This is a genomic window from Duganella sp. 1224 (genome assembly GCF_013408245.1).
Lineage (GTDB): Bacteria > Pseudomonadota > Gammaproteobacteria > Burkholderiales > Burkholderiaceae_D > Rugamonas.
Window position 1 is genome coordinate 58,676 of record NZ_JACBYS010000010.1, and the last position, 13,982, is coordinate 72,657.

11 protein-coding genes are annotated in these 13,982 nt (G+C 66.9%); 8 read left to right on the forward strand and 3 right to left on the reverse strand.

Annotated elements, in window-relative coordinates:
- The first annotated feature begins 1 nt into the window (after window position 1).
- The 6 genes from FHW58_RS26105 (at window position 2) to FHW58_RS26130 (ending at window position 7,279) form a co-directional block, all read left to right on the forward strand.
- Window positions 2-916, forward strand: coding sequence for a DUF58 domain-containing protein (locus FHW58_RS26105; RefSeq protein ID WP_179676113.1), 915 nt, complete (start codon window positions 2-4; stop codon window positions 914-916).
- Complete coding sequence (locus FHW58_RS26110) at window positions 913-2,028, forward strand: hypothetical protein (RefSeq protein WP_229265500.1); 1,116 nt, start codon at window positions 913-915, stop codon at window positions 2,026-2,028. The genes FHW58_RS26105 and FHW58_RS26110 overlap by 4 nt, the downstream gene beginning before the upstream one ends.
- Window positions 2,012-4,039, forward strand: a complete 2,028-nt coding sequence (locus FHW58_RS26115) for a DUF4175 family protein (protein ID WP_179676114.1) — start codon at window positions 2,012-2,014, stop codon at window positions 4,037-4,039. Before FHW58_RS26110 ends, FHW58_RS26115 begins: the two co-directional genes overlap by 17 nt.
- Window positions 4,036-5,730, forward strand: coding sequence for a hypothetical protein (locus tag FHW58_RS26120; RefSeq protein ID WP_229265501.1), 1,695 nt, complete (start codon window positions 4,036-4,038; stop codon window positions 5,728-5,730). Before FHW58_RS26115 ends, FHW58_RS26120 begins: the two co-directional genes overlap by 4 nt.
- Before the next feature lie 64 nt (window positions 5,731-5,794).
- The gene (locus FHW58_RS26125; RefSeq protein ID WP_179676115.1) at window positions 5,795-6,625 is read left to right on the forward strand and encodes an AraC family transcriptional regulator; all 831 of its coding nucleotides are present in this window, start codon (window positions 5,795-5,797) and stop codon (window positions 6,623-6,625) included.
- A gap of 12 nt (window positions 6,626-6,637) precedes the next feature.
- A complete protein-coding gene (locus FHW58_RS26130; RefSeq protein ID WP_179676116.1) occupies window positions 6,638-7,279 on the forward strand; it encodes a glutathione S-transferase family protein in 642 nt (213 codons plus the stop codon).
- A gap of 2 nt (window positions 7,280-7,281) precedes the next feature.
- Here the strand turns inward: FHW58_RS26130 and FHW58_RS26135 are convergent, their stop codons facing one another.
- On the reverse strand, window positions 7,282-7,929 hold the full coding sequence (locus tag FHW58_RS26135; protein WP_179676117.1) for a pyridoxamine 5'-phosphate oxidase family protein: 648 nt from the start codon (window positions 7,927-7,929) through the stop codon (window positions 7,282-7,284).
- Window positions 7,930-8,035: 106 nt separating this feature from the next.
- On the opposite strand from FHW58_RS26135, the gene FHW58_RS26140 reads away from it, so the two are divergent.
- Complete coding sequence (locus tag FHW58_RS26140) at window positions 8,036-8,938, forward strand: LysR family transcriptional regulator (protein WP_179676118.1); 903 nt, start codon at window positions 8,036-8,038, stop codon at window positions 8,936-8,938.
- 18 nt (window positions 8,939-8,956) lie between these two features.
- Here FHW58_RS26140 and FHW58_RS26145 read toward each other — a convergent pair whose 3' ends face one another.
- Window positions 8,957-9,808, reverse strand: coding sequence for an N-acyl homoserine lactonase family protein (locus tag FHW58_RS26145; protein ID WP_179676119.1), 852 nt, complete (start codon window positions 9,806-9,808; stop codon window positions 8,957-8,959).
- Window positions 9,809-9,925: 117 nt separating this feature from the next.
- Between FHW58_RS26145 and FHW58_RS26150 the strand changes: the two genes are divergently transcribed.
- Window positions 9,926-11,461 carry a PLP-dependent aminotransferase family protein gene (locus FHW58_RS26150; RefSeq protein ID WP_179676120.1) on the forward strand — a complete coding sequence of 512 codons (1,536 nt, stop codon included), beginning with the start codon at window positions 9,926-9,928 and terminating at the stop codon, window positions 11,459-11,461.
- Here the strand turns inward: FHW58_RS26150 and FHW58_RS26155 are convergent.
- Complete coding sequence (locus FHW58_RS26155) at window positions 11,409-13,841, reverse strand: TonB-dependent siderophore receptor (protein ID WP_179676121.1); 2,433 nt, start codon at window positions 13,839-13,841, stop codon at window positions 11,409-11,411. The two genes, FHW58_RS26150 and FHW58_RS26155, sit on opposite strands and share 53 nt — an antisense overlap.
- Window positions 13,842-13,982 lie beyond the last annotated feature (141 nt).

Below are 13,982 nucleotides of genomic sequence, written 5' to 3' on the forward strand. Positions count from 1 at the left end.
GATGTCACTGACCGCCAAACCTGCCGCCGGCCCGATGACCGCCATGCTGGCCCAGACCAGGGACCTGGATCTGGTCATCCGCCATGTGCTGGCGGGCCTGGGGCATGGCATCCACGCCGGCCGCGAGCGCGGTGCGGGCGTCGAGTTCTCCGAGTACCGCGCTTACGCCCCCGGCGACGAGTGGCGGCGCGTGGACTGGAAACTGCTGGCCCGCGCCGACCGCTACTTCGTCCGCGAGGCGGAGCGGGACAGCCACGTCGCCGCCTGGCTCTGGCTGGACGCCACTGCGTCGATGGCGGAACCGAGCCGCGAGATCAACGGCATCGATAAACTCTGGTTCGCCCGCACGGTGCTGGCCTGCGTGGCGGCCATCGCCCAGCGCCAGGGAGACGCCTTTGGGCTGGTGATCTGCAGCGCCGGCAAAGTCGAGTTCACGCCGGCCGCGCGCGGTCCGCGCCAACTGCAACGCGTGCTGGCGGCGCTGAACAAGGCGACGCCACAAGGCGGCCTGCCGTCCGCCGATGTGCTGCGCGCCAGCCTGCACTTCGCCCGCGCACCGGGCATGATCTTCGCCGCCAGCGATTTTCTCGACTGGCCATCGCCGCTGAGCGAGGCCTTGCTCCGCCTGCGCAATATGCGCCATGACGTCCGCCTGCTCACGCTGCGCACGCAGGCCGAAGTCGACGCCAGCTTCAGATCCGGGGCCGGCTACCGCGACCCGGAGCATGATGATGGCCCGCATCGCCTGTCCAACGCCGATCGCGAACAGTACAAGCAGCGAAGCCGCACGCATTTTGACGGAGTGGCCGGCAGCTGCCGGCAACACAACATCGTGCACTACGAGGCGCGCATCGAGCAGCCGCTGAACGGCGTGCTGCGCGGCTGGCTGCAACTGGCCGGAGCGCGGGCGCGATGATGTTGAGTTCTTACCCTCTGTGGTGGCTGGCATTGCCGGTGCTATTGCTGCCAATCTGGTGGCATCGCCAGAAACGTCAGCGCCTCAAAGCTGAACTGCTGGCCACAGCGCGCTTTCTGCCGTCGGCGCCGCCGCAGCAATTGCGCGTGTGGCAGTGGCGCGACAGGATGCTGCTGCTGGTCCGCTGCGTGCTGCTGGTGACGCTGATTGCCTGGCTGGCTGCCACCATCTTCCCATGGCGTGGCGACACTGTCCTGATCGACAGCGGCGCGGACAACGCCTGGACAGAACAGCAGATCACGGCCGCAGGCTTTACCTCCGCCGCGCGCGCCGCCCTGCCGCCAAACGCACTGCAATGGCTGCGTGCCCACGAACGCGATTGGCGCCCGGCGGCGAGGCTGCTCATCGTCGCCCGTGCCGGCCAGATCGCCATGCCAGCCCGCGTGCCGCAATTCAGCCACCCGATAGAAGTGCGCACCGCTCCGCACAGCGTCGCCGCCGCAGCACCCCGCACCGAACAACACATCACGGTGGCGGCGACCGCCGACCGCGCCATGGCGTGGCAATCGCTCTTTGCCGCGTTCGACGTCGCCGGCAACGCCGCCACACGCCACAAGCTGTCCGCTGAACCCGACGCCAACACGACGCTGATCGTCTGGGACATGCCCGCCGCCGCGCCACCGGCCAACTGGCGCGCTGCCAATTGGTGGATCGCTGCCGCTGACGCCGCGCCCCGAGGCGACGCGGTATCCAGCGCGCCTGCCGTACCCGCCGCAGGTGTGGCACGCCCGGCGTTCCCGGAACTGGCAAACGCATCGACGTTAACGCTGAACGGCATCACGATGAAATACGCCGACTCCGCGCGTGGCCGCCTGTGGACATCGGACGCGTTTCCCCCACGCGACGCCGACACCGCTCGCGCACTCTACGAATCCTGGCAGCGGCTCTCCGCCGCACCATCGCCGCCCTACGCCACGCCATCGCAGATCTTCGGCAGCACGCGCAGCGCGCTACCCGCCATCAGCAATGCCAGGCCGGCGTACTGGCTGGCGTTGGCGTTGCTGGCCCTCTTCATCATCGAACGGATCCTCACGCATGCACGGCGAACCTGACCACTTGCGCCGCCGTCTGTGGACCGCCATCTGCCGGCGCCGCGCGCCACTTTGGCTGGCCGCCCTCGTGCCGCTGGCCCTGGCCATGTGGCTGTTGCCCAATGCCCGCACTTTCACGGCGGCGGCCATCGCCATTTGGGCGATCAGCGCCGCCGCCGACGCCTATCGCTGGCGGCAACGCATCGCCAGCCAGTGGCCGTCCTGGCTCAACACTGCCGTCCCCGCGCTGGAAGACAGCAGCGATCTGCTGGCCCGCGAGGTGACCACATCCATCGCCAGGCTCCAGCAACAACGCCTGCAAGCCCGTCTTGCCAACGCGCTGACCGCCGCCGATTACCAGCGCATCGCCGCGACACGCGCGCGCTTCGCCCTCCTCCCGCTGATCCTCGCGCTGCTGGCATCCGCCGCCGCCGCCGCATGGCACGGCAAGGTCCCGCCAGCACGCCCCGCCGCGCCACACGCCCAAGCCAACAAGCCGGTGGTGGATGGCGAGGTCTATCTCAGCGTCACGCCGCCAGCCTACACCGGCATCAAGCCATTCGACACCGGCGCGCGCGACATCCAGATTCCTCAATATGCGGAAGTCCGCTGGTGCGTTCGCAACGCCACCGGCGCCGCGCCGGCGGTCGAACTGGGCGACGGCCAGTTGCTCACCATTGGCAAGGACTGCGCCAGGCTCCGCGTGGAAGACTCGCTGTTCTGGCGCGTGCGCGGCGCCGCCGGCACCCGCTACAACATCCGCGTGGCGCCGGATCAGGCACCGCAAGTGAGCGTCATCGAGCCGACAGAACTGATCCACCTGCTGCAAAAGGACGCCAAGGCTGTCCAAATTGCCATCAGCGCCCGCGACGACTACGCCATCGTCCGCGCCAGCCTGCACCTGACGCTCGCGCGTGGCAGCGGCGAAAACATCCGCTTCAGCGACAAGGAAGTACCGCTGCCGCAATCGGCCGATCCGAAAGTGCGCAACTGGCAAAAACAATGGACGTTGGCGGAACTCGGCATGGAAGCGGGCGATGAACTGTACTTCTTCGTCCGCGCCACCGACAACGCGCCGGAGAATCCGCACACCAGCCAATCGCCTACCTACACGCTGCGCGTGCCCGGGCCGGAGGCGGAAAGCCTGGACTCGACCGCGCTGCCATCGATGAGCAAGCCGGAAAACCTGCGCAGCCAGCGCCAGATCATTATCGATACCGAACAACTGGTGGCGGACCTGCAAGCGCATCCCAACATGCCCGCCGCCACGCTGCGCGCGCGCAGCGAAGGCATCGCCGCCGACCAGGCCGCGCTGCGCCTGCGCTACGGCCAGTTCCTCGGCGAAGAATCCAGCCTGTTCGGCGACGACGAGCATGAGCACGAACATCACGGCAACGAAAAGCCGGGCAGCGAAATCGGCGTGATGAAGGAATTCGGCCACGCGCACGACGTGGAGGACAACGCCACGATCTTTGATCCGCAGACGAAGGCCATCCTCAAGCGCGCGCTGGCCGCGATGTGGGACGCGGAAAAATCCCTGCGCGCGGTGGCGCCCAAGGCTGCGCTGCCACCGGAATACAAGGCGCTGGACGCGATCAAGGAATTGCAGGCCGCGGAACGCGTTTATCTGCACCGAACCGCCTTCGTGCCGCCGGCGCTGAAAGAGGAAAAGCGCATGACCGGCGACATGGTCGGCGCCATGAGCTACAAGCGCGCGCAGGGCACGGCCAGCGATACGGTGCCGGCCGAGGTACGGGACCTGGTGCAAGCCTTGTCGCAGGATGGCGCCTTGCCCGCCTTGTGGAGCAAATCGGCGCGCGATGCGATCGCCGCCCGCATCCCCGATCAGGAGCAGAAGCTCAGCGCGCAGCGCGCGGTTCAGGATGTGCAGGATGGCTGCGTGCCATGCCGCGCCGAGTTGCGCGCGTGGCTGCGTGGCACGCTGGTGGAAGCGCCGGTGCTGCTGCAGGCGCGTTCCTCGGCCGAGACGCCGTTCCGCCAGGCGTGGCGCGGCAAGGAGCAAGGCAAATGATGATGTCCACGGACCTGATGTCGATAGCGCCGCCGTTGGCCGCGCTGGTGGTGGGCATGATCAGCGCGGCGCTGTTCGCCCGCCGGCGCCGCTGGATCGACGCCGGCCTGGCTGTATTGGCAGGTGTCGCCCTGGCGGTGGCGATTGCGGATGTGCGTCTGCCACCAGGCGCCTCCGGTCCGCTGAACGTCAGTACGGCGGCCGGCCGCATCAGCGAATCCGATCTGCGCGCGATTCCCTCCGCGTCCAGCATCGTGTTGAGCGGCGACGGTGTACGGGAAGCCGAGTGGCGTGATTTACCCGCGCGTCCGCTGCAATGGCAGCCTGCGGCGGCGGATCTGTTGTGGCTTGATTTTCCTCGCTCGATATCGCTGGGCCGCATCTTTACGTTGACGGTGCGGCGCTCATTGGTTCCGGCGCCGTGGCGCCTGCAGCTGCTGGCGGAGAATAAGCAGGTGCTGGCCGATTCCGGGCTGGCGGCGGCATCGCAGTTGTCTGTGCAGTGGTTGCCGCCGGTGGCCGAGACGATGGTGTTGCAGGCGCGTTTGCTCGACAAGAGCGGCAAGACCGTCGCGCAGGGACCGCTGCCGTTGCAGGTGACGGATGCCGTGCCTTTGCAGATACAGGGGCGCTTCGATGCGCCGTCGTTTGATGCGCGGGCGTTGAATCAGCTGCTGTCGGATGGCGGCGCGATACTGGACTGGAGTGTCACGCTGGGCAAGGCGATCTCGCGTAGCGAGACGGCACGCGAGCCATTGACTGCGCCGAATGCGCTGTTCGTCGACGCGGCGTATGTCGAGCATTTGAACGCGGCTGGGCGTGCGATGTTGCTGGCGCAGGCTGGCAAAGGCGCGCCGCTGGTGATCCTCGGCGGGAATGCGGCGGATGCGGGCGTCTGGCAGCGGGAGTTTGGATTGCCGCTGCATCCGCAATCGCCGACGACGGAGAAGGAGGACGCGCGGCAGTTCGGCGTCATCTCGCTGCCGCCGGCCCAGCTGAATCCTTCGGACAGTGCTGGGGCGTGGTCGGTTCTGGCCCGCGATGGGAAGCGGCAGCCCTGGTTGTGGCAGCGTCGTGTTGGGGCGGGGCGCCTGGTGTGGATAGGCGTGTCGGACTGGCATAAGTATGCGATCAGCGCGCCGCAGGCGTTGGCGTTGTGGTGGCAGTCGGCCATGGATTTGATTGCGCTGGAGGGCGTGCAAAAGACGGCGTGGCGCATGGATGACCCGATGCCGCTACCGGGATTGCGCACGGAGGTCTGCGCGCAGGGCGTGAAGGCCGGGACCGCGCTTTCCGCCGATGGCCATGCGGCGATGACGTTGGCCGCGCGCGCGGATAAGGCGGATGGTGTGTGCGCGGCGTTCTGGCCCCACAAGGCTGGCTGGCTGAAGTTCGGCGCGGAAGGCATGGCGGAGCAGGGTATGGCGTACATCTACGCCGCCGGCGACTGGCCGGCATGGCAGAAAGCCCTGCGCCGCGACGCCACCGCGCAATACGCCGCCCGCTTGGCTCCCCCAGCCGCGAAGCTCGTCAATGCCGACGTGGTTGGCGCGGACGAGGGGGAGGCGTGGGTCGGTACACGTGTGGCAGGGGTGTTGTTTGCGCTGCTGTTGCTGGCGCTGTGGTGGCGCGAGCAGCGTATGTCAGGACATGAAATGGTGTTTGAGCGAATCGGCACCAAATCCGAGTGATACGGCACACATGCCGCGCCGCGTGGCAGCTACACTACGGGTGTTTCCACGAACAGGCGCTCACATGGCCCATCCCGATCCGGACCGCGACATCCACGCCATACAAGGCGTAGGCGCCGCCGCGCATGTGATGCAGGGGCGCGAACTGGAAATACTGCGGATCCACGTCCAGCAGCCGGCGCTGATCTTGGTCGACCGGGGTATCAAGACGGTGCGCGCGACACATGGAGCGCCAGTGCGCGCGCGCCCCGGCCAGGCGCTCGTCTTTGCGGGCGGCCAGACCGTCGATTTCACCAACACCGTCACCGAAGGCGAACATTACGAAGCGCGCTGGCTGGTGTTTGATCCGGCGCTGCTGGACGATGCGTTTTACCGCCTCCGCGCAACCACGGCCGCAGCACCATCCCAAGCGCGTGCACTGACCAAGGTGCACGCAGGACTTGCCGACGCATTCGCGCGCGCCACCGAGGCCTTGAGCTGCGGTTTGCCCGTATCCGTGGCCCGGCAACGCATGCTGGAAGTGATGCACTGGCTGCTGGAGGCCGGCGTGGCGCTTTCTGCGCCGGCTGCCCTGGCGGACATCTCGTCCAGAGTGCGCGTTCTGATCGGTTCCGGCCCGCAGCAGGAATGGTCGGCAGACCGCGTGGCGAACGAACTGTCAGTGTCACAGGCGACGCTGCGCCGGCGCCTTGCCACAGAAGGCACCACGCTGACCGAACTGCTGGTCGATATCCGCATGGCCACCGCGTTGACGCTGCTGCAAGCGACCACGCAGCCGGTATCGCACATCGCGCTATCGGTGGGGTATGCATCATCATCGCGTTTCGCTGTGCGGTTCCGTCAGCGTTTCGGCTTTGCACCCACTGCGGTGCGTGGCCATGAGCGCGTTCTTTGAAAGGAGCATGACATGATCAAAATCCACCACCTTGGCCATGCGCAGTCCGAACGCATCGTCTGGCTCTGCGAGGAGCTGGATGTGCCGTATGAAATCCAGCACTACACGCGCGACCCGGCAACGATGCTGTCGCCGCCGGAACTGAAAGCGCTGCATCCGCTCGGCGCGGCGCCGGTCATCGAAGACGGACCGCTCATGCTGGCCGAATCGGCGGCCATCGTCGAATACATCATCGTCAAACATGGCGGCGGGCGGCTCAAGTTCGGCCCGGAACATCCTGGCTATGCGGACTACCTGTACTGGTTCCATTTCGCAAACGGCAATCTTCAGCCGGCGATTGGCCGTGTGCTGTTCATGCGCCGCGCCGGTCTGGCGGAAGGACACCCGGCGCTGGCGGCCGTGCATGGCCGCATGGAGCGCGTGCTGGCGTTGATGGAGGAGCGACTGGCGCAAGCAGCCTATCTCGCGGGCGGCGAATTCTCGGCGGCGGATATCATGACGGTATTTTCGCTTACCACCATGCGCCTGTTCCAGCCGTTTGATCTGGCGCCGTATCCGCATATCCGTGACTACCTGCAGCGCATCGGCGCAAGGCCAGCCTATCGCCGGGCGATGCGCAAGAGCGATCCTGACCTGACGCCGATGCTGGACTAGCGTTATTCCTGCTGCCAGCGCCGCACGTATGCCGGCGCCTCAAGCGTGCAGGCCGCATCGGCCACCGGGGGCAGATGCGCGCGGGCGAAGGGCAGCACACCGGCCCACGCCGGCCAGCCCAGGTCTTCCTCATCATCGTTGGGTGGTCCTGTGCGGACCTTGCACGCCGCTTCCGCCAGCGGAATGCGCATGACGGTGGTGGCGGCGTATTCCTTGTCCGAGCCGGGGCGGACGTCCGCCTGGCGGCCGGGCAGCAGCTTCTCCATGAACGCTTCCATCGCATGCCGCGCATCGGCGCCTTCCACTACCTCAAAACGCCCGTAGATCATGGCAGACCGGTAGTTCATCGAGTGGCTGAACGCGGAGCGCGCCAGCACCAGTCCATCCAGGTGCGTGATGGTCACGCAGCATTCGCCATCCATCAGGCGCTTCAGCATGCGGCTGCCATTGGAGCCGTGGATGTACAGGTAATCGCCCTCACGCCAGCAGGCCGTGGGTATGCAATGCGCGCCGCTGGCGTCGCCAAAGGCAATGTGGCACAGGTAGGCGTCATCGATGATGGCATGCAGGGTGGTGCTGTGGTAATGCGCGTTGGTGGCGACGCGGCGCACGCGGGTGCGCGCGCTCGGGGCGGAAGCTGTGTCGTTCATGATCTCCATTCCAAAAGGTTGAGGTCACAATGTAATAAGATGCTGGCATCGCAAAAAGATCCAGCGGTGGCTTATTTTTTGGAGCCACCCTGCAAGGGGAGAGACAATGCATGAAATGATCGGTGCCTCGCTGCAGGACATCATGGCGTTCGTCGCTGTGGCGCAGGCGGGCAGCTTCACCGCCGCCGCAGCGCGGCTCGGCGCCAACAAGTCTGGCGTGGGCAAGGCGGTGCAGCGGCTGGAAAAGCACCTGGCGGTGCAGCTGTTCCAGCGCACCACGCGGGCGGTGCACCTGACGGAAGATGGGCAGATCTACCTGTCTGCGGCGCAGGCGGCGATCGAGCGCCTGAGGGAAGCGGAGCTGGAATTGGCGGCCAATCGCTCCGAGCCCGTGGGGCGCGTGCGCGTCGACCTGCCGGCCGGTTTCGGGCGCGTGGTGCTGCCGACGCTGGGCGCATTGCGCGCGCGCCATCCGAAGGTGGTGGTGGAGCTGGCGCTGAACGACCGCATGTCCGATCCGGTGGCTGACGGTTGGGATATTGTGGTCCGCATCGGCCACCTGCCTGCCGACAGTGACATGACCGTCCGTAAAATCTGCGACCTGAAAATGGGGCTTTACGCAGCGCCGTCGTATCTGGGGCAGCGCGGCGCGATTGTGGCACTGGCGGACCTCGCCGATCACGACGCCGTGCTGTTTCGCAGCCCCACCGGCCAGCTGCGCGGCTGGACCTTGAATGATGAGGGCGAGCGCCGCGAGTTCGCACCCACGCCGGCGCTGATCCTGGCGGATGGCCACGCGCTGGTTGAAGCGGCCGCGATGGGCATGGGCGTGGCGCAGATCATGGACCGTTTCGCCCAGCCCTTTGTCAAGGATGGCCGCTTGGTACATGTGCTGCCGCAGGCCGACGTGGCGGCGGCGCCGGTGCACGCCCTGATCCCGGTCGGGCACCGCATGACCGCGAAAACGCGCGTGGTGCTGGAGCATATCGTGCAGACGCTCCAGCAATAGCCGCCAGGCGCACCCTGCTCAGTCGAGGAAGCGCGGGAAGGCCGGCAGCTTCCTGTTGTCCACCGGCTCGTGTTCGATCACCAGCGTGGCGCGGGTCTGCGCGATCACGTTGTCGAGCTTTTTGCCGGAGCTGATGGTCTGCTGGTGGTCGTAGTTCCAGACTGGCACCTGCTGCCGCTCGTGGCTTTCGGTGATGTGCCACTGGTCGCCGGACAGCGCATAGTAGCCGGCCGTGTTCAGTTTCAGCAGCAGCGCCATGCTGCCAGGCGTATGGCCCGGCGTGTGGATGGTTTTCAGCGTGCCGTCGCCAAACAGGTCGACATCGCCGTCGATCACCCGCACGCGCTTCAGGTCCTTGCCGGCGACGTGGCTGCTGAACAGCGCGGCATCGATGTAGTGCGACGCCGCTTTTTCGGTGTCGGCCATGGCGTCGAGTTCAGCGCGCTGGATGATCAGCGTGGCGTTGGGGAAGTCGTTGATCTGGCCGGCGTGGTCGAAGTGGGCGTGCGACACGGCCACGTAGGTGATGTCTTCCGGGCGCAGGCCGATGTCGCGCAGCTGGTCGGCGATGGTGCGGTCCAGGGCCGTGGTGAACGTGCCTTCAACGACGGGGCCCGGCAGGTATTTTTTCGGCAGGCCGGCGTCCCATAGCAGCCAGTCCTTGCCGTGCTTGATCAGGTAGCAGGTCATGACGATGTCGTAGGACTGGCCCCGGTAGAGGCCAGCGTCCGACAGGACCGACTTGTCGCCCAGCGTCATGTGGCCGCAGTCCAGGCGGTACATCCGCACGTCCGGCGCGGCGGCATGGACGGCGCCGGCGGCGGTGGCCGACAAGGCGGCGAAGGCGAGGCTGGTGATGAACTGTTTCATGAGGAAGCTCCTGAAGAATGTGAGGTGATGACGCAGTATGGCGGCTTGCCGGAACGTGATAAACCGTCCGGCAGGAGACGCTTTGTCGCCTGTGGAGCGACAGTTATAATGATGTCAATGGACCTCGCACTGCTGATATCCGACTACACCGCGCAGAACGCGCATCGCGGCTGGCCGCGCCAGCGCCTGCTGCACGAGTGCCTGCGCGCCGCGATCCGCAACGGCACGCTGGCCGCCGGATCGCGCCTGGCCGCGTCGCGTGCGCTGGCGGAAGAGCTGGGCGTGGCGCGTAACACGGTGCTGTATGCGTATGAGCAGCTGGCCAGCGAGGGCTACGTGGTGACCGACCGGCGTGGCACGTTGGTGGCCGCGTTGGCGCCTCAACGCAAGCCCGCGCGGCGTGACGAAGCGGCGGCGCCGCAGGCCGGACTTTCGCGACGCGCACAGAACCTGCGTGCCGTGCCTGGGCAGGCGGACCGCATGGGCGCGTTCGTGCCGGGCGTGCCGGCGCTGGAACAGTTCCCGATGGCGCTGTGGCGGCGCATGATGGAGCGCGCGCTGCGCGCGGTGACCGTCACGCAGCTGAACTACGGCGATCCGGCCGGCGAACCACGGCTGCGCGAGGCGATCGCCGACCACATGCGCGCCGCGCGCGGCGTGGTGTGCGAGGCGTCGCAGGTGTTCATCACGGATGGCACGCAGAGCAGCCTGGATATCTGCATGCATGCGCTGGCCGACACCGGCGACACGGTCTGGATCGAGAACCCCGGCTACGGCGGCGCGCTGGCGGCCGCCCGTGGCGCCGGCCTGGCCGTTGCCGGTATCGATGTCGATGACGACGGCATGGCGCCCACGGCGGACGACTGGCTGCTGCGGCCCCCGCGGCTGATCTACACCACGCCATCGCACCAGTACCCGGTGGGCAGCGTGCTGACCTTGCGCCGCAGACTGGCGCTGATCGAGGCGGCGCGCGCGGCCGGCGCGCTGATTATCGAAGACGATTACGACAGCGAGTTCCGGCACGACGGCGCGCCGCTGCACGCCATGCAGGGCCTGGCGGCGGACGCCCCGGTGCTCTACCTCGGCACCTTCAGCAAGACCATGTTTCCGTCGCTGCGCATAGGCTTCATCGTGGCGCCGGCGGCGCTGGCCGAGGCCTTCGCGCGCATGCGCGCGCAGTCGTCGGCGCGCGGGCGCGTGGCGGAGCAGCTGGCGCTGGCCGAATTCCTGCGCAGCGGCCAGTTCGCGCTGCACCTGCGGCGCATGCGCCGCCTGTACCGTCAGCGGCGCGATGCGCTGGTGGCCGCGCTGGAACGGCATCTGGGCTCGGTGGCGACGGTGCACGGCGGTTCGGCCGGCATGCACCTGTCACTGCGCTTCAACGACGCGCGCATCGACGACGTGGCCATCGTCGCGCAGGCACAGGAGCACGGCATCGCCGTCAATGCGCTCAGTACCCACGACACGCAGGGCGACTCCGGCTGGAAAGGGCTGATGCTCGGCTATGCGCAAGTGCCGGCCGAGCAGATGGAGGGACTGGTGAAGCAGTTGGCGGCGCTGGTGCACCTGGCGGCCTACGCCGCCAACTGCGCGACGTCGCTTAAAACGCCGTATCCGCCCGCACGTAGAACGAGCGGCCGTTCAAGCCGATAGGGCAGGTCTCCCAGCAGCGGGTGAAGCCCAGTTTCGGGAAGTCGCCGCCGTTGGTCCACAGGTTAGGCAGCTGGTTGAAGGCGTTGTTGATGCCCAGGCTGAGGAAGGTGCGTTTGCTGAAGCCATAGCGCACCGATGCGTCGACCAGCCAGCGCGCGTCCCATTTCTGCAGTGGACTGAAGTTGGACGCTTCCACCGGGCCGTAGTAGTTGGCGCGGGTGTTCACGTTCCAGGCGCCGGCCGTGTAGTCGGCAGCCACTACATGGTGCTTGCGCGGCTGGCCATGTTCGATCAGCGTCACCTGCGAGGCGTCGAACAGTTTTTCGCCGCTCAGCACCGACGACGTCGAATGGCGCTTGGTCACTTCGGTCTTGTTGAAGCCCAGTTGGCCCGACAGCACCAGCGTCGAGTTGTCGAACCTGGTGGTGTTTTCGGCCACCACGTCCAGGCCGCGCGTGCGGGTGTCCACCGCGTTGGTGAAGAACTGCGCCTGGCCCACGCCCAGCGGACGCAGGATGTTGGCGATCGGCCCGCCGCCGGCTTCCGGCGCGATTTCGCTGGAGAACACGATGCGGTCCTTGATCTTGATCTCGTACGCGTCCGCCGTCAGCGAGAAGTCCTTCACCGGCCGCAGCACCACGCCGATGCTGCCGTTGCGTGAGGTTTCCTCTTTCAGCGGCTTGATGCCGAAGGCCTGGGTGACGGCGCTGCCCTGGCGCGCGGTCAGCGTTTCGGTCAGCACGCCATTATTCAGGTTGGTGGACACGGAGCTGTAGAACTCCTGCTGCACGCTCGGCGCGCGGAAGCCGGTGGACAGGCTGGCGCGGAAGCCTACTTCCCTGGTCGGGTCGAAGCGGCCACTCAGCTTGCCGGTGACGGTGCTGCCGAAGTCCGAGTATTTTTCGTAGCGCACGGCGCCGCCCAGCGTCAGCGTGTCGATTGGTTTGGTTTCGGCGTCCAGGAACAGGGCGATATTGTGGCGGCCCGAGTCCACCGCCGTGCCGGGCGTGTAGCCGGGGAAGCCCTGGATGCCGGCGGCCGCCGTGGCGCCGCTCGGCGTGGTGATTGGAATGGCCGGGTTGTTGCTGCGGCCGTACTGGTACGACACCGGATCGCCGGCGACGATCTGGTAGTTGTCCTGGCGGTACTCGAAGCCGGTGGCCAGCGATACTTCGCTGTCGCCGAATCTGACCGGGCCCTTGACGTCGGCGTTGAAGGTCAGTTGCGAGAACTTCAGCGTGCCGGTGTCGGCCTCGCGCGGCGATTCGGCATAGATGCCGCCGCCCGGTTTCGGCTCGTACCAGTAGGAGACGTTCAGGCTGTTGGATTCGTGGAAGGCCAGTTCGCTGCGGCCGTAGTTGATGCTGATGTCGGCCTTCCAGTCGCGCGGCAGGTCGTGGCGGTAGCCGAAGGCAAACGAGGCGTCCTTGATGTCGGTGCTGATCGCCGGCAGGAAGCCGTTGGGATACACGGCCGGCACGGTGCGGTCGTCGCCGGCCGAGCGGAAGAAGCCATACGAGTCGCTCTTGCGCTTGGAGACGCCGCCGAAGGCGTAGAAGTCGCTGGCCTTGTCGATCGGCAGCGAGCCATTCCACCAGAAGTAGCCGTCCTTGGTGTTGCTGTCGCCGATGTGCTGCGTCACGCGCGGTGGACTGACGCGCAGCGAGTCCGGGCCGGCGCGGTTGGTTTCGCCGCGCTTGCGGCCTTCCAGCGTCAGATTGATGTAGCCGCCGTTTTCGCCCAGCGCGAAGCCGCGGTTGGCGCTGGCCGAGTACAGGTCGCCGTCGCCTTCGGAGGTGGTGCCCAGCTGGCCGCTCAGCGCCGTCTCGCCGACATTCGATTTGAGGACGATGTTGATCACGCCGGCGATGGCGTCCGAGCCGTACTGCGCGGCCGCGCCGTCGCGCAGCACCTCGATGTGGTGGATGGCGCCGAGCGGAATGGCGTTGATGTCGGTGCCGGCCGAACCGCGGCCGATGGTCTGCTGCACGTTGACCAGCGCCTGCTGGTGGCGGCGCTTGCCGTTGATCAGCACCAGCACCTGGTCTGGGCCGAGGGAGCGCAGGGTGGCGGGGCGGATCGAGTCGGTGCCGTCGCTGATGAAGGTGGTGGAGAAGTTGAACGACGGGTCCAGCGTTTGCAGCAGCTTGCCCAGTTCCAGCGGGCCGGCGGTCTGCAGGTCCTTCAGGCCGATCAGGCCGACCGGCGCCGAGGTGTCCAGCGCGGTCTTGGCCACCGAGCGCGAGCCGAGGACCACCACGGTCTGCTCGTCGGCCTTGGCGCCGTTGTCGGTGGCGGTTTGCGCGGTGGCGGTTTGCGCTGCCAGCAGCAGGATGGCGCTGGCGAGCATGGTGCGTTTGAAGTGCGGTGCTCTTGTCATTGTTCTCTCTCGTGATATTTTTTTGGAGACGGCCGCGGGGGAAGGCCGTTGGAAAAATACTAAGGCGACGGGTCGGAACATGCCAACGTGGCTTGCACCACAATGTTGCGAAATATGCACAGCCGAACATACTGCTTTCAT